Consider the following 16,424-nt stretch of genomic DNA (forward strand, 5'->3'; position numbering starts at 1 on the left):
GGGTTTTAGGGAGGGGGCAAGCGTCGCCCCACCCGCAAGCTACGTCCCCGTCCCGCGCACCGGCGCGAAAGGCAAGCCCGCCTGATCCAGCGCGCGGTCGATCACCTCGTCCGACGCGCCGTCGAACAGCTGCAACAGCAACTCGTCCACCACCCACTCGTTCGTCGGGGTCAGGGCGGCGAACAGGTCGGCCATGACCTCCGCCTGGTAATCGTCGCGACGGTTGTCGCTGCCCTCGTAGCCCATGCGCTTGGCGGTGGCGATCGCCACCTGGAAGGGCGGCACCAGGACCGGCGCGACCGACGCCTTCTTCAGCACCGCCCGCAGCCCGAGCGCTCCGTCGTCCCAGGCCAGCTTGCGGGCGTTCTCCGCCGGAATGCCGGCCTTCGCCCCCAGCCCCGCCGCGAACAGCGCCACGTCGCCCGCGCACAGCACACGGAACAGCAGCGCCGCGGTGAAGCGCCCGTTGGCGTGCAGCCAGCGGGCCACCGCCTCCACATCCTCTTCGCCGCGCAGCGCCGGGCGCAGCAGCCGCAGCGTCGCCGACTCGCGCCCGCGGCTGGCCAGCCGGTCGACCAGATCCTTGGACAGGCCGTGTGTGTGGGCCAGCGTGGCGCGCATCGCGTCGGACACGAAGGCGACCAGCCGCTCCACCACGGCCAGCGGCAGGCCGGGGCGGGTCGCTGCGGCCTCGCTGACCATGCGCACCCGGCCGAAGCGGTCCAAGGCCCGATGCAGCGCCGGTTCCGCCAGTTCCGCGCCGGGGTTGCGCAGCAGGGCGGTCACCACCGCGACGTTGCCGGTCTCGACGACGGTCCCGGCCACCCGCGCCGACACGGTGTGGCGGTTGGCAATGGCCATGTGCTTGCCGGCGTCGGGGTCGGCCAGCACGTCGAGCAGCAACTCGTCGCTGAGGCTTCCGGCGTCGCGCAGGATCGGGAAGGCCACGCGGGCCACGTCCTTCACCAGCCGCTCGGCCAGCTCCGCGGTCAGCATGGCGTTGTTGCGGATCTGCCAGGCCACCGCCTCGCGCACCGCCACCTGGGCGTCGGCGGCGAAGCAGTGCATGACCTCCAGTGCCAGCGACCGTTCGGCGTCGGTCAGCCCGCCTTTCTCCAGATCGCCGGCCAGCTTCTGCATCGTGTCGATGCGGGCCTCCGCCGACGAGGATTCGAGCAGACGCTCGACGTCGCGGATGGACAGGGATGAGTCGCTCATGTGCGGATGCCTGCGGATGAAAGATGCGAAAGGCGGTTCAATCGAGCCACTCAATCGAGGCCCTGGCCGGCGTAGCGGACCATGTCGCCCCAGATGCGATCGAGCCGGCGCAGCGTGCGGTAGGCGGCCTTCAGGTCGGCCGCCTCCGCCTCGTTGCGGACCAGCGCGGTGGCCTGCACCTGCTCCAGCGTGAACAGCTCGTCGCGCAGCGTCCGTCCCTTGTCGGTCAGGCGCAGGCGGGCCGTGCGGCGGTCGCGCTGGCTGGCGCCGCGGTCGATGTAGCCGGCCTCCACCAGGATCTTCAGGCTGTAGGAGGCGTTGGACCCCAGATAATAGCCGCGCTCCATCAGGTCGCGGACCGACGGCTCGTCGTCGCCGATCAGCATGACCATCAGCGCCTGAACCGGCCCGATGTCGTCGATCCCCTGCCGCAACAGGCCGGCCCGCACGACGTCGAGGAATCGGCGGTGCATCCGCTCGATCAGCCGGGCGAGCCCGTGATACTCGGCCAGTTCCGCCGCATCGATGGCGTCCGGTTTGGCTTCGGCCGGCTTGGATTCGGCGCCCGCCCGGCGCTGCGTGCTCATCCCTCGTCTCTCCGTCACTCGGCGGCCTGCGCCACGGCCGGGCCGCGGTAGCCGCCCGGATGGCGGCGGCGCCATTCCCACGCGCTGCCGATGATGCTGTCCAGATCGGGGAAGCGCGGGGTCCAGCCCAGTTCCCCCCGGATGCGCTCCGACGAGGCGATCAGCACCGCCGGATCGCCGGCGCGGCGCGGCCCGACCTTCACCGGGACCGTCAGGCCGGTAACCCGCTCCGTCGCCTCGATCACCTCGCGGACGCTGTAGCCCGTGCCGTTGCCCAGGTTGAAGTGGACGCTCCGCGTCTCCAGCGCCGGCAGCACCCGCAGATGCGCGTCGGCGAGGTCGCAGACATGGATGTAGTCGCGCACGCAGGTGCCGTCCGGCGTCGGGTAGTCGTTGCCAAAAATCTCGATGTGCGAGCGCCGGCCGCTGGCCGCGTCGAGCACCAGCGGGATCAGGTGGGTTTCCGGGTGATGATCCTCGCCAATGATACCGTTCGGATGCGCGCCGGCGGCGTTGAAGTAGCGCAGGCAGGCGGAGCGCAGGCCGTGGCAGCGGTCCGCCCAGTGCAGCGCACGCTCGATGAAGAACTTGGATTCGCCGTATGGGCTGCCGGGGTCGATGGTGGTCTCCTCGTCGATCGGCTGGCGCTCCGGCGTGCCGAACAGGTTGGCGGTCGAGGAGAAGACCATCTTGCGCACGCCGGCCGTGGTCGCCGTGCGGATCAGGTTCAGCGAGTTGACAGTATTGCCGTGCAGATAGAGATGCGGGTCGCGCATCGATTCACCGACCAGCGACAGGGCGGCGAAATGGAACACCGCGTCGAAGCGCCATTCGGCGAAGACGCGGGTCAGCGCGTCCATGTCGGCAAGGTCGGCCTCCACGAAGGCGGCGTCGGACGGCACGGCGGCGCGGTGGCCCTGGCGCAGGTTGTCGAGCACGACGACCCGGAAGCCGCGGTCGAGCAGTTCGGCCACACAGTGACTGCCGACATAGCCGGCACCGCCGGTCACGAGTACGGTCTGGGGCGTGTTCATCGTAAATATTCCTTGGATTTGAGAAATATTCGTCAGTCCAGGCACCCGCCGGCATCAAAGGATCGTACATCCCCCGGTGGCAAGTGCAAGAGTTCCGCGATGCACCATGCCGTCAATTCAGACGGAAGGCCAGTTGACGAAAAAGAGACATGGGCGCCGCGCAAGGCGTGGCGTGTGATCGGAAAAATGTTTTGGAACAACATTTTACAGCGCTGCAAATACCCCTTTCGATCGTTGTCGGACGGGGTAAGGGCTCAAAGTTGTCACACGCCGCAGCGCAGCGTCGGACGTAAGCGGAAATGACGCGGGACCAGTCTTCCCGCAATGGGCGGCCTTTGTCCGGACTTCGTCTCAAAAGGAGTTCATGCGACGCGGCCGCATCTCAACACTTCGTTAACCATGAAACCCTTTGCATGACCGGCTTCATGGCCCGCCCCAAAACCTGAGAACGCGGGACTCCGGAACGCGGGACACAAGAAAAGGAATCGGCATGAGCGGTACGGATCGGACCCTGCTGACCCAAGCCTACCGGAAGATTGGACGCGGCCTGCTGCTGGCTGGCGCCCTCACTTTCTTCGTCAACATCCTGATGCTGGTGGTGCCGCTCTACACGATGCAGGTCTACGACCGCGTGATGAGCAGCCGCAGCCTGGAGACGTTGACCATGCTCGCGGTGATCTCCGTGGGCGGGTTGGTGCTGTACGGCGTGCTGGACTTCATCCGGGCGCGCGCCTTCCTGGTCTGTGGGGCGGTGATCGCGCACCGCTTCAACGTGCCGGCGCTGCAGGCGGCCATCGTGGACGCGCTGGGCGGCGGGACGCGCAACGCCGGCCAGACGATGCGCGACCTGAACGACCTGCGGAACTTCATGACCAGCAACGCCGTGGTGGTGCCGCTGGACCTGCTGTGGACGCCGATCTTCCTGGTCATCCTGTTCATCCTGCACCCGATCTACGGCTGGATCGCGGTGGGGTCGGCGCTGCTGCTGCTGACCATGAACGCGCTGACCGACGCGCTGACCCGCCGCCCCATCGCCGAGGCGAACGAGGCGTCGGCCAAGGTGTTCGCCGATGTCGCCAGCACCGTCCGCCACGCCGAGGCCATCGAGGCCATGGGCATGCTGCCGCCGCTGGCCCGGCGCTGGCAGATGGCGCAGATCGGCTCCGCCTCGCTGATCGACCGCGGCGTTGTGCTGTCGCGCAGCATGGCCTCGGCCTCCCGCTCGCTGCGGCTGATCCTGCAGATCGCCACGATTTCCGCGGGCGCAGCGCTGGTCATCCGGAACGAGGCGTCGCCGGGCAGCATGATCGCCACCGGCATCATCATGGCCCGCCTCCTCCAGCCCTTCGAGCATCTGGTGGAGAACTGGCGGCAGTGGGTCGTCGCCCAGACCGCCCACAAGCGCATCCGCGAGCTTCTGAACGGCGAGGGCGCGCGGCGCAGCACCATGCCGCTGCCCCGCCCCGACGGGCGCCTGACCGTCGACCGCGTCAGCCATGTGCCGAAGGGCCTGCAGCGCCCGGTGCTGCGCGGCGTCTCCTTCGCGCTGGAGCCTGGGGAGGTGCTGGGGATCATCGGCCCGTCGGGCGCCGGCAAATCGACCCTCGCCCGCCTGCTGGTCGGCATCTGGGAGCCCACCGCCGGGGGCATCTACCTGGACGGCACCAGCACCTTCCTGTGGGAGCGCGAGAGCTTCGGCCAGTATGTCGGCTACGTCCCTCAGTCGGTGGCGCTGCTCGACGGCACCATCGGCGAGAACATTTCCCGCATGGCCCAGGCCGACCCGGCGGAGATCGTGCGCGCCGCCCGGCTGGCCGGAGTCCACGACATGATCGGGCGCCTGCCCTTCGGCTACGACACGCCGGTCGGCGAGAACGCCTTCGCCCTGTCCGGCGGCCAGCGGCAGCGCATCGCGCTGGCCCGCGCGCTGTTCGGCAAGCCCCGCCTGATCGTGCTGGACGAGCCCAACTCCAACCTCGACCACGAGGGCGAACAGGCGCTGCTGACCGCGATCAACCACGCGCGGCGCGACGGCGCCACCATCGTGATGGTCGCCCACCGCCCCTCCATCGTGTCGGTCGCCGACAAGCTGCTCGTCCTCAAGGACGGCATGGTCGAGCATTTCGGTGAACGCACCGACGTGCTGAAGATGGTCCAGCCCGGCGGCGCCGTGAAGGTGGCCCGGCTGGTCCGGACGGGAGAATCCGCATGACCGACACGACGCTTTCCCAGCCGGCGAACGCGCCAGCCTCCCTCACCCCCGCTTGGGCGCCGGTCATCGACGTGACGCCGCACGAACCGACGCTGCGCGGCACCGCGCTGGCGGGGGCGCTGGCCGTCGCCGTCGGCTTCGGCGGCTTCTTCGGATGGGCCTTCACCGCCAGCCTGGACAGCGCGGCCATCGCCCCTGGCACCATCATGGTGGAAAGCCACCGCAAGACCGTCTCCCACCTGGAGGGCGGCATCCTCAGCGAACTGCTGGTCAAGGACGGCGACATGGTCACGGCCGGGCAGGTCCTGCTGCGGCTCGACACCACGCAGAGCGGCGCGGTGGTCGCCCAGCTTCATGGGCAGTATTGGACCTCGCTGGCCCGGCTGGCCCGGCTGCGCGCCGAGCAGACCGACGCAAAGGCCCCGGTCTACGCCGACGAGCTGGTGGCCGCCGCCAAGACCAGCTCCGTCGCCGCCGAAGCGCTCGCCGCCGAACAGCGCCTGTTCGAATCGCGGCGCGACGCCTATCAGGGACAGATCTCCATCCAGCGCAAGCGCATCGGCCAGCTCCGCGACGAGCTGGTGGCGCTCGATTCGCAGCGCGTGGCCGCCAACGACCGGCTGCGCTACACCCAGGACGAGCTGCGGATCGTCGAGACGCTGCTCGCCAAGGGCTACGAGCGCAAGCCTCGCATGCTGGAGCTTCAGCGCAATGTCGCCGACACCAAGGGCCGGCTGGGCGAGATCCAGGCCGACAAGTCGAAGGCCGAGCAAGGCATCGCTGCGGCGGAGCTTGAGATCATCAACCTCGGCAACACCCGCCGGTCTGAGGTCGGGAACGAGCTTCAAACCGTCCAAGCCACCGTCTCCGACCTGTCGGAGCGGCTGCGCAGCGCCGGCGACGTGCTGAAGCGCCAGGAACTCGTCTCCCCCCAGGCGGGCCGGGTCACCAACCTGCGCTTCTACACGCCGGGCGGCGTCATCCCGGCGGGCCAGGGCATCCTCGACATCGTTCCGCAGGACGACGGGCTGATCGTCGAGGCCCGCGTCGCCCCCGCCGACGTGCAGAACATCGACGTGGGCGGCAGCGCCATGGTGCGGCTGGTCGGCTACCGCCAGCGGCTGGTTCCGCCGGTGCAGGGGAAGGTCCTCACCCTCTCCGCCGATCAGCTCGAGGACGAGCGCACCGGGCAGGCCTATTTCCTCGCCCGGATCAGCCTCGACGCCGCGGCGCTGAAGGCCCTGCCGAACGTGGACCTGCACCCCGGCATGCCGACCGAGGTGATGATCCATGGGCACACCCGCAAGGCCATCGAGTATTTCCTGACGCCGCTGACCGACGGCATGAACCGCGCCTTCCGCGAGAACTGACCTCGCCGCCGCACCGGATCATTTCGCACGCTCCCCTGTTGCCCAGCAGGCAGGAAAAGGAGCGTGCGAGCATGACCACACAGTGGGACCGGAACACCCTGAAGCGCGTCGCCGACGCCATCGGCGACGTCCATCTCTACGACAAGCACCACACCGGCGAGTTCATCGCCATGCGCCTGCGCGATTCGCTGGCCGACAGCCCCGGCTATGACCGGGCGGCGGTCGACGACAAGCTGATGCAGCTGGCGCGGGTCGCGCTGGACGCCGCGGAGGCCGGAAAAGCCTGATCCGACACAGGCGCAAGATAAAAATCTTCGTCCCTTCGAAGGCGTTGCCCACAGCCATCCGGCGGCTTTCGGCCCGACATCGGTGCGTCGCCGGAACGGCTCGGGCCTCGGGCAATGCCCGTTCGGGTCGTCGAGTGGAGCGCCTTTCGAGCGCCGCGCGCTCCCAAGCGGACCACACCGCTCCGCCCCCGCTTTCAAATTTCGGCTTTTAAAATCGCTTGTCCTTCTCGCCGGATTTTTAAAAATCCGGGATTTTTAATGCGATGCAGCGTCGGCGGCATCTCCGAAGTGCAATGATCAATGGCATAATCCTAAGCCAAGCGCATAGGACTTAAGGGTCAACTCAAGACATTTTGTCGAATTTCAGCAAAAACTCTCTCCTGGCGTCTTTAAAAGTATTACGGGCGAACAATTCTGATTCTTTTGCTAATTATGAGCCTTTGTCTTTGAAGGAGGCCGTAAAAACGCCGATCTGCCGCGACGTACAAAATTAGATGTTTAGATTTTCGAAGGGATTTGAAGCCAAGGTGACAGCAATGACGTAATGAACGTTGATGATTATTGTGTTTTGACTCTACGAACTCAAGATTTGCCTGGGCTTGACCTTAGTTTTGTCACAGCCCTGCCGAACGGTATTTGGGTAAAGGCTTAGGGGTACCTCGCCATTTCGGGGTAGGAAATCACCCACCCCACCGAATCCCATCGTTAAGGAGTATGATTCATGGCCACCCTTCCTGGCGGCAACTATGACGACATCATCACCGGCACCAACGGCAGCGACTTCATCAACGGCGGCAACGGTGACGACATCCTGATGGGTGGCAACGGCGCCGACACGATCCTGGGCGGCGACGGGCGCGACGCCCTGTTCGGCGGGAACGGTGACGACGTCCTGAGCGGCGGCAGCGGGGCCGACGTCCTCGACGGCGGCAACGGCAACGACACGCTGGATGGCGGGGACGGCGACGATTACCTGTCCGGCGGCAACGGCGACGACGTGCTGATCGGCGGCCGCGGCAACGACATCCTCGACGGCGGCAACGGCGATGACGTCCTGAACGGCGGCGACGGCGCCGACATTCTGAAGGGCGGCAACGGCGATGACGTCCTGACGGGCGGCGGCCACAACGATTACCTGGACGGCGGCGCCGGCAACGACATCCTGATGGGCGGCACCGGCGACGACATCCTGAAGGGTGGCGAGGGCGACGACTTCCTGTCCGGCGGCGACGGCAACGACATCCTGGACGGCGGTGCCGGCAACGACATCCTCGTCGGCGGCACCGGCAACGACATCTTCGTCTTCTCCGGCGGCGGCGGCCAGGACGTGGTTCTCGATTTCCGCGCGGGCGAGGACGTCCTGCAGATCGAGCGCAACATCAACGGTCTGGAGATCAACGACGCCTCCGATCTGGCGGCCCGCGTCACCGACATGGGCGGCAACGCCATGATCGATCTCGGCAACGGCGACAGCATCATGCTGAAGGGCGTTTCGGCCGACGAAGTTCACAACAACCCGAACGACTTCTTCGTCATTCACTAAAGCCGTAACCCACTCAGGTACCGGACCGGCGGCGTGCTGAATCCACGCCGCCGATGGGTCCGGCTAAGGAACGCATGACCGTGCTCGCCGTCCTGCCGGCCTCCGCCTCCATCGCGTCCGCCCAGCTCCATGCGCTCGGCGACGACTTCGTGCTCGCCTCGTGGGAGAGCGACGGACCGGAGCCTTCCGGCCGGGTCGTTCCCACCCTCGACGGCGAGGAGGTCCGGCCGCCCTACACCACCTTGTCCGTGCGGACGAGCTGGGGTGGGCAGCGGGTGCTGTCGATCCTGCGGGCGCCCCGGGTTTCCGGTGCGCCCGTCCGTTTCGTGGCCCAGAGCCGCGTCGTCGCGGAGGTTCTGGCCGAACCACAGGTTCCCGACCCCGACCCCGCCTTCCTGCTCGGCAGCCTCGACGCGCCCTCGCGGCTGCGCGTGGTCCGTTTCCTCTTCGATTTCGCGCGCTCCACCCCGGCGCTGCGCAGCGACGCCGGCTTCGCCGCGGTCTGCCGCCGCATGGTGCTGGAGCTGTCGCCCACCCCCTCCCCGATCATCGCCCGCGCCCTGGCGACCGACGAGCTTCTGCTCTGCGGCGGGTCGCTGTCGTCGGGCTTCGGCGAGGTGACGGGGGCGGTCATCATCACCGCCGGCGCTGTCGGCCCCTCCCCCTTTGACGTCTGCATCGGCTCCGCGCTGGACCGGCGCGGGCGCACGGCCATGTCGCTGCTGGTGGACAAGGCACTGTGCGCGCCGGGCAACCTGCTGGTGGTGCTGGGCCGCAACGGGCTGGCCTGCCGCGCCTTCTCGGCCGTGGCGCCCAACCTGCCGAGCCTGACCGAACGCCTGTCCACGCGCCGCGACACGCCGCTGGAGCTGCGTCAGTACATTCTGAACGCGCTTGCCCAACGCGGACGGTCGGATGCCACGGCGGCGGCGGCGGTGCGCGAACTCCAGGTGCTCGCCCCGCTGCCCAAGCGGCAGGTCGCCGACGCCAAGCGCTCCATCGGCGCCGCCCTCGACCTCGCCGTTCCGACCGGTGACGGCGGGCTGTTCCTGGCCGGCTGGGTGCACGACCCGCATGGCCTGTCCGGCGGCCTCACCGTGCACACGCCCTTCGGCGGCGAGCGCCGGCTGGAGGTGCTGGAGCACCGCTTCCCGCGCGAGGACGTGGCGAAGCTGTTCGGCACCGCCCCGTCCACCGACCGCAGCGGCTTCGTCGCCTATCTGCCCGGCGCGCCCGAGCCCGCGGCTGCGCTTCAGGTCCATGCGGAGCTTCGCCTCGGCTCCGGCGGGTCGATCCGGCTGGTGCCGCCGCTGCGCCCGCTGTCGCCCGCCGACGCCCGCGCCGCGGTGCTCGGCAGCCTGCCGCCGCAGCACGCGACTCCGCTGGTTCTGGAAACGGTGATCGCCCCGGCCGTGGCACCGCTCCACGCCGCCCACATGGCGAGCCGCGGCGAGCCGGAGACGGTCAGTTTCGGGCGCGGTCCGGAGACGCCCGCCGTCTCGGTCATCATCCCGCTCTACAAGGCGCTGGAGTTCCTGCGCTTCCAGCTCTCCAGCTTCGCCACCGATCCCGGCATGGCCGGGGCGGAGCTGATCTTCGTGCTCGACAGCCCGGAGCAACGCGACGAGCTGGTGCACATGCTGCACGGCTTCCACGCGCTTTACGGCCTGCCGATGCGGGTGCTGGTGCAGCCGGCCAATTACGGCTACTCGGCGGCCAACAACACGGGCGTCGCGGCCTCCACCGGGCGGACGCTGCTGTTCCTGAACTCCGACGTAATCCCCGACCAGCCCGGCTGGCTGCCCGTCCTGCTCGCCGCGCTGGAGCGCGCGCCGGGGACCGGCGCGGTCGGGCCGAAGCTGCTGTTCGACGACGACAGCCTGCAGCACGCCGGCCTCTACTTCGACCGCGACGTCCGCGGGCGCTGGTATAACCATCACTTCTTCAAGGGCCTGCCGCGCGACTTCCTGCCCGCCCGGCGGGAGCGCAGCGTGCCCGGCGTGACCGGCGCCTGCCTGATGATGACCCGCGAGACCTTCGACGCCGTGGGCGGCTTCTGCGAGGACTACGTCATCGGCGACTACGAGGATTCCGACCTCTGCCTGCGCGTCCGCAAGGCCGGGCTGGACATCCGCTACGTCCCCTCGGTCGAGCTGTACCATCTGGAGCGCCGCTCGATCAGCCGGCACCAGGGCTACACCCGCGGCGTCGCCTCCGAATACAACGGCTGGCTCCACGCCCGCCGCTGGGCCGCGATGATGGAGGAGCTGGCCGCCCGCGACTGGAGCGCGCCACCGCCGCCGCCCGCGCTGGAGGACAGCCTGATGCGCCCCCTGTCGGCGGGCGCCCCCACAGACACCGCCCTTCCCGTTGCCGTTCCGGGCAAGTCCCGCCTGTTCGGGCGTGCCAACCGGAACCGGAGCTGACCTGATGAACGAGATCTTCACCGGACGCCGCCTCGCCGTCCTGCGCCGCAACACCGACCCGCGACTGGAATGGCTGTGCGCGCAGATCGCCCGCAACCGCTTCCTGCCCGTGCCGCCGCCGGACCGCGTGTTCATCGGCGACGGCGATTTCCGGGCCATCGGGGCGGAATTCCTGCGCCATTTCGTCCGCGTCGGCGGGCTGAAGCCGAAGCACCGGGTGCTGGAGATCGGCTGCGGCATCGGCCGCATGGCCGTGCCGCTGACCCAGTATCTGGACGCCAGCTATGACGGCGTGGACATCGTCGAGGACGGCATCCGCTGGTGCACCGAGACGATCACCCCGGCCTATCCGGAGTTCCGCTTCCAAACGCTGGACGTGGCGAACGCGCTCTACAACCCCGGCGGGGCGGAGAACGCGGCGCAAACCCGCCTGCCCTTCCCGGACGGCGGGCACGACTTCGTGATCCTGACCTCGGTCATCACCCATCTGCGGACGGCGGAGACGGTGCGCTACGCGGCGGAGATCGCCCGCGTGCTGAAGCCGGGCGGGTGCTGCTTCCTCAGCCTGTTCCTGGTGGACGCCCGCGCGCGGGACGGCATCGCGAAGAAGACCGCCCGCCCGGCCTTCATTGAGGCCGCCGGGCCGGAGTTCATCGCCGACGAGGCCAACCCGAACGCCGCCGTCGCCTACAGCGAATCCTTCCTGCTGGGCACCTTCGCGGAACAGGGGCTGCGCCCGGCGCGCGCGGTCCTGCGCGGCCACTGGAGCGGGCAGCGCAACGCCGAGAATTTCCAGGATCTCCTGGTTCTGGAAAAGGAGGGCGCGCGATGAGCCTGCCCCGCGTCCTCGTCGTCGCCCACAACCACCCGAGCCTGCACCCCGGCGGCACGGAAATCTTCGCGCACGAGCTGTTCGGCAGCCTGAAGGCCAAGGGGGCCGAGGCCCTGTTCCTCGCCTGCACCAACGGCGTCCACCGCGACCGCAAGCCCGGCACCAACCTCCAGACGCTGGGCCGCAGCGCCGACGAGGTGGTGCTGTGGGCCGGGCATTTCGATCATTTCTTCCAGAGCCAGATCGACCTGCACGGCATCGTGCCGGACCTGTCGAACCTGCTGCGCGCCTTCCAGCCGGACATCGTGCACATCCACCACACGCTGCTGCTGGGCGTGGAGATGCTGTTCCTGATCCGCCGCGTCTGCCCGCGGGCGCGGATCGTCTACACGCTGCACGACTACTACCCGATCTGCGCCAACGACGGGCAAATGGTGACGACGGGAAGCCACGCGCTGTGCCGCATGGCCTCGCCCGACGCCTGCCACCGCTGCTTCCCCGACCGGCCCGCCGACCAGTTCGTGCTGCGGGACAAGCACATCAAGGCGATGTTCGGGCTGGTCGACCATTTCCTGGCGCCCAGCGCCTTCCTGCGCGACCGCTACATCGCCTGGGGCATCGACCCGGACAGCATCTCCGTCATGGAGAACGGACGCCCGGCGGTTCGTCCGGCGCCGCACCGGCCGCTGCCCGTCGGCGCGCCGCGCAACGCCTTCGCCTATTTCGGCAACCTGAATCCCTTCAAGGGGATCACCGTCGCGCTGGACGCCGCCGCCCGGCTGGAGAAGCAGGGGCGGGACCTGACGCTGGCCGTCCATGGCGGCGCGCCGTTCCAGACCGACGCGTTCAAGGACAAGGTCGAACAGGGCTTCAAGGGCGCCCGCGGCACCGCCGTCCGCCACGGCCCCTACCGGCGCGAGGAGATGCCCGAGCTGATGGCCGCCGCCGATTGGGTGGTGATGCCGTCGATCTGGTGGGAGAACGCCCCGCTGGTCATCCGCGAAGCCTTCCAGCACCGCCGCCCGGTCATTTGCAGCGGAATCGGCGGCATGGCGGAATCGGTGACCGATGGGGTGGACGGCCTGCATTTCCGGGCGGGGGACGCCGCGGATCTGGCGCGCGTGATGACGCGCGCGATGACCGAGCCGGGGCTTTGGGACCGGCTCGTCTCCAACATACCGGCGGTCCCGACGACCGAGGAGGCCGCCGAAAAACACGTCATTCTCTATGACGACATAATCAACGGTCCGGGGGGAAGGCATGGGCAGGGTTCGATTGCGGGGAGCATCGCGGGATGAAGGAACCGATCACCAAGGCCGACATCACGGCGGCCATTCTTCTTGACGACGACACGCTCGTCCTGTTCGGCGCCATCGACCGGGCGCTGCCCGCGCAGGGGGCCGTGCATCTCGACGGGTCGGTGGAGGGCCGCTACGCCGGACGCTCCTGGGCCGACGCCGAGGGCGAGCGCTGGTTCCTCGGCGGCATCCGCGTGCCGGGGCTGGCGCAGATGCGCCCGTCGCGCGTCGAACTGGCGGACGAGAAGGGGGAACGCCTCGTCCTGCCGCGCCTGTCCAACGTCCGCACCAACCCGTCGCACCTCGTCTCGGCGCTGAAGGGCTTCCAGCCCGGCGCGCTGGCCGTGGCGCTGGATTTCGCGATCCAGCTCGCCGCCTCCTCAAAGGACGGGGCGGAGAACGAATCCGACCGCATCGGGCGCCTGCTCTCGGGCCTCGCCCAGGAGGTGTCGCAGCCGGATGGTTTCGCCGAGGTGTTCGGGCGTTTCCGCGATGGCAGCCTGATGCTTCAGGGCTGGGCGCGCAGCTTCCGCAACGGCGCCCAGAAGATCCTGATCGAGGCGGAGGAGACCGCCGCCTACCGCGCCACCGCCGGGGCCTTCGCCCGCCCGGACCTGCCGCCGGAGGCGTCGGGCGTGATGGCGGTGCTGACCGAGCAGACCCCGCTTCCCACCGCCATCCGCCGCATCCACTACCGCGCCGCCGAAGGCTGGCGCCATCTGGAGATTTTCGAGCACCGCACCATCCTGCCCGATGGCGTGGCCTCCGCCCATGTGCGCGACATGCTGGGCAACATCCAGGACGCCGAGACGCGCCAGCGGATGACGCGGATCGCCGCCTCGCGCTACGACGGTGCGGAAACGGTGTCGCGGCTCGACATCCCGGTGCGGACCGGGCTGGACATGGCGCTGCGCGTGCCGGGGGCCGGACTGTTCGTCGCCGGCTGGCTGCTCGACCCGACGCGGCAGGTCCGCGCCGTCACGCTGAAGGGGCCGGGCGTCGCCGTCCGGCTCGACGAGGGCTGGTCGCGGCTGGCCCGCCGCGACGTGACGGAGGCCTTCCAGCATGACGGCCTGTTCGCCGGGCGCATGATCCCCGGCCAGGACCAGCACGGCTTCACCGCCTTCGCCGCCGAACCGTCGGACCTGCCACCGGGCGCCGAGTTCCATCTGGAGCTGGAGTTGGCCGACGACCGCTTCGCCTTCCTGCCGCTGAGCTGCCTGCCGCCGGTTCCGGAAGCGCTGCGCCGGATGCTGTCGCTGGTCAATCTGGACAGCCCGTCCATCGACACGCTGATCGCGCGCCATGTCGGCCCGATGCTGCGCACCGCCCGCTCCCGCTCCGGTGCCGCGCCGTCGGCGGGCGTGCACCCGATGGGCCGTCCGGTGAAGGCGCCGCGCGTCTCGGTGATCCTGCCGGTGACCGACGGGCGGGAGGACGTGGACCTCAACATCGCCCGCCTCGCCATCGACCCGGACTTCGCCGAGACCGAGCTGCTGGTGGTCGCCGCCGCCGGCACGCACGAGCGGTTGGGCGGTGCCGTCCGTCAGGCCGCCGCCTTCTACCGCATGGCCGTTACCTTCGTCGCCGCCCCCGACGCGACCGACGCGTTCGAGGCGATGGCCGCCGCCCTGCCCCACGCCCGCGGCGAGCGGGTGCTGACGCTCTCCCCCTCCGTCCTGCCGACCGAAAAGGGCTGGCTGGCGGCGCTGGAGCGGGTGTCGCGCAAGTCCGGCGGGCCGGTGATGGTCAGCCCGACGCTGCTCTACGAGGACCATTCGATCCGCTTCGCCGGCATCATGGCGGTGGAGGGTTCGGACGGCGCCAAGACCTTCGAGCGCCGCTTTGCCGGCTACCCGCGCGACTGGCTGAAGGAGCAGGACGCGGCGACGGTGGACGCCGCCGCCCCGGAATGCGCGCTGCTGCCCAAGGACGCGCTGGTCCGGGCGCTGGCCACCATGGGCTCCTACATGGGGGCCGACCACAAGGGGCTGGATCTCTGCCTGCGCCTGCGCGCGCTGGGCGGGGCCTGCGTCTGGCTGCCGCGCGTCACCCTGGTGGCGCTGGACGAGCAGCCGCGCGACGCGCACGCCGACCGCTGGCGCCGTGCCGGCGCCATGGTGGACCGCTGGAGCTTCGAGGACATCTGGTCCGCCCGCGCCGCCGCCTGACCACACGCAGCCCTATCGAGATCGGCCCGACCATGAGCAACAAGCGCGTCCTGATCATCAGCCACGGCCATCCCGCCTTCTCGCTGGGCGGCGCGGAGGTGGCCTCCTACAACCTGCACCAGGGGCTGCACGACCTGCCGGGCTGGGAGAGCCATTACCTGGCCCGCACCTCCCCACCGGTCACGCCGCACGGCAGCTCCGCCCTGATGGCGCTGCGCCAGAAGGAGCGGGAGGTCCTCTACTACGCCAACGACTACGACCATTTCCGGCTGTCGAACCGCAACCTGCCGGGGCTGGAGAAGGACTTCGTCCGCTACGTCCGCGACCTCCAGCCGGACGTGGTGAACTTCCACCATTTCCTCGGTCTGGGCATCGAGACGATCCAGGCGATCCGGCAGGCGCTGCCGCGCGTGCCGATCGTGGTGACCTTCCACGAGTATCTGTCCATCTGCCACCACCACGGCCAGATGGTGAAGACCAGCCGCAACACGCTGTGCTACCGCGCCAGCCCGGCGGACTGCGCCGGCTGCTTCCCGCACATCGGCGAGGCGCAGTTCTTCAAGCGCGAGCTGTTCCTGAAGACCTTCCTGGAGCAGGCGGACTTCTACGTCAGCCCGTCGAACTTCCTGATCGACCGCTACGTCGACTGGGGCCTGCCCCGCGAGAAGTTCCGCATGATCGAGAACGGCCTGACCGTCGAGGGCATCGCCCCGCCCCGTCCGCTCGCCCGCGGCGGCAAGCGCAACCGCTTCGCCTTCTTCGGCCAGCTCACCGAGTTCAAGGGCGCCCATGTGCTGGTCGAGGCGATCGGCCGCGTCTCCGAGAAGGCGTGGGGCGAGGACGGCGCGCTGATGATCTTCGGCGGCAACCTGGAGCGCCAGCCCGAAGCCTACCAGAAGAAGTTCAACGAGGCGGTGGAACGTGCCGGCGACCGCGTGCGCTTCTACGGCAGCTACCGCTCCGCCGAACTGCCCGGCCTGATGAAGGATGTGGACTGGGTGGTGATGCCATCCATCTGGTGGGAGAACTCGCCGGTGGTGATCCAGGAGGCCTTCCTGCACGGCCGCCCGATCATCTCCAGCAACATCGGCGGCATGGGAGAGAAGGTCACCCACGGCGTGGACGGCCTGCATTTCCGCAACGCCAGTGTCGAGGATCTGGTGGACCGCCTGACCGAGGCGCTGACCACGCCGGACCTGTGGGACCGCCTGCGCATGCGCATCCGCCGCCCCATCGACCGCGCGGAAAGCGCCCGCCGCCACGCCGACGTGTTCGACGCGCTGATCGCGAACGCGGGCGGAGGTGCGGTGTCGATGCCCGAGCGGGCGGTGGCGCAGAAGCCGTGATGGGGATGTTCGTGCGACGGGCCCCCACGTCCGGCAGACGGGCCCCCACCTGTCTCTTATACACATCTGACGCTGCCGACGATTATACGCGAGTGTAGAT

General features: G+C 69.1%; 12 protein-coding genes. 9 read left to right on the forward strand and 3 right to left on the reverse strand.

The window, feature by feature from the left end:
* Window positions 1–39 precede the first annotated feature (39 nt).
* From Q4I23_RS21105 to galE, 3 genes are read right to left on the reverse strand one after another with little or no spacing between them, the layout of a single operon-like run.
* On the reverse strand, window positions 40–1,218 hold the full coding sequence (locus Q4I23_RS21105) for a DUF2336 domain-containing protein (RefSeq protein WP_498527499.1): 1,179 nt from the start codon (window positions 1,216–1,218) through the stop codon (window positions 40–42).
* Between the two features lie 50 nt (window positions 1,219–1,268).
* Window positions 1,269–1,805, reverse strand: a complete 537-nt coding sequence (locus Q4I23_RS21110) for a MarR family winged helix-turn-helix transcriptional regulator (protein WP_476958741.1) — start codon at window positions 1,803–1,805, stop codon at window positions 1,269–1,271.
* 14 nt (window positions 1,806–1,819) lie between these two features.
* Window positions 1,820–2,839 carry a UDP-glucose 4-epimerase GalE gene (gene galE, locus Q4I23_RS21115; protein ID WP_454016443.1) on the reverse strand — a complete coding sequence of 340 codons (1,020 nt, stop codon included), beginning with the start codon at window positions 2,837–2,839 and terminating at the stop codon, window positions 1,820–1,822.
* 490 nt (window positions 2,840–3,329) lie between these two features.
* On the opposite strand from galE, the gene Q4I23_RS21120 reads away from it, so the two are divergent.
* The 9 genes from Q4I23_RS21120 to Q4I23_RS21160 all read left to right on the forward strand — a co-directional run bounded on the left by Q4I23_RS21120 (window position 3,330) and on the right by Q4I23_RS21160 (window position 16,324).
* Window positions 3,330–5,051 carry a type I secretion system permease/ATPase gene (locus Q4I23_RS21120; protein WP_498527500.1) on the forward strand — a complete coding sequence of 574 codons (1,722 nt, stop codon included), beginning with the start codon at window positions 3,330–3,332 and terminating at the stop codon, window positions 5,049–5,051.
* On the forward strand, window positions 5,048–6,421 hold the full coding sequence (locus tag Q4I23_RS21125; RefSeq protein WP_498527501.1) for an HlyD family type I secretion periplasmic adaptor subunit: 1,374 nt from the start codon (window positions 5,048–5,050) through the stop codon (window positions 6,419–6,421). Before Q4I23_RS21120 ends, Q4I23_RS21125 begins: the two co-directional genes overlap by 4 nt.
* Before the next feature lie 71 nt (window positions 6,422–6,492).
* Window positions 6,493–6,708: a hypothetical protein gene (locus Q4I23_RS21130; protein WP_145624157.1), complete on the forward strand. Its 216-nt coding sequence runs from the start codon at window positions 6,493–6,495 to the stop codon at window positions 6,706–6,708.
* Between the two features lie 721 nt (window positions 6,709–7,429).
* Window positions 7,430–8,251, forward strand: coding sequence for a calcium-binding protein (locus Q4I23_RS21135; RefSeq protein WP_498527502.1), 822 nt, complete (start codon window positions 7,430–7,432; stop codon window positions 8,249–8,251).
* A 74-nt stretch (window positions 8,252–8,325) separates the two neighbouring features.
* Window positions 8,326–10,677 carry a glycosyltransferase family 2 protein gene (locus tag Q4I23_RS21140; protein WP_498527503.1) on the forward strand — a complete coding sequence of 784 codons (2,352 nt, stop codon included), beginning with the start codon at window positions 8,326–8,328 and terminating at the stop codon, window positions 10,675–10,677.
* 4 nt (window positions 10,678–10,681) lie between these two features.
* Complete coding sequence (locus tag Q4I23_RS21145; protein ID WP_498527504.1) at window positions 10,682–11,509, forward strand: class I SAM-dependent methyltransferase; 828 nt, start codon at window positions 10,682–10,684, stop codon at window positions 11,507–11,509.
* Window positions 11,506–12,807 (forward strand): glycosyltransferase family 4 protein, encoded by a 1,302-nt coding sequence (locus tag Q4I23_RS21150; RefSeq protein ID WP_498527505.1) that lies wholly within the window; start codon window positions 11,506–11,508, stop codon window positions 12,805–12,807. Before Q4I23_RS21145 ends, Q4I23_RS21150 begins: the two co-directional genes overlap by 4 nt.
* Entirely contained in the window at window positions 12,804–14,978 is a 2,175-nt protein-coding gene (locus Q4I23_RS21155) for a hypothetical protein (protein ID WP_498527506.1), read from the forward strand. Before Q4I23_RS21150 ends, Q4I23_RS21155 begins: the two co-directional genes overlap by 4 nt.
* Before the next feature lie 32 nt (window positions 14,979–15,010).
* Entirely contained in the window at window positions 15,011–16,324 is a 1,314-nt protein-coding gene (locus tag Q4I23_RS21160; RefSeq protein WP_498527507.1) for a glycosyltransferase family 4 protein, read from the forward strand.
* Window positions 16,325–16,424 lie beyond the last annotated feature (100 nt).

It is taken from the genome of Azospirillum sp. UFLA03-27, from assembly GCF_059803775.1.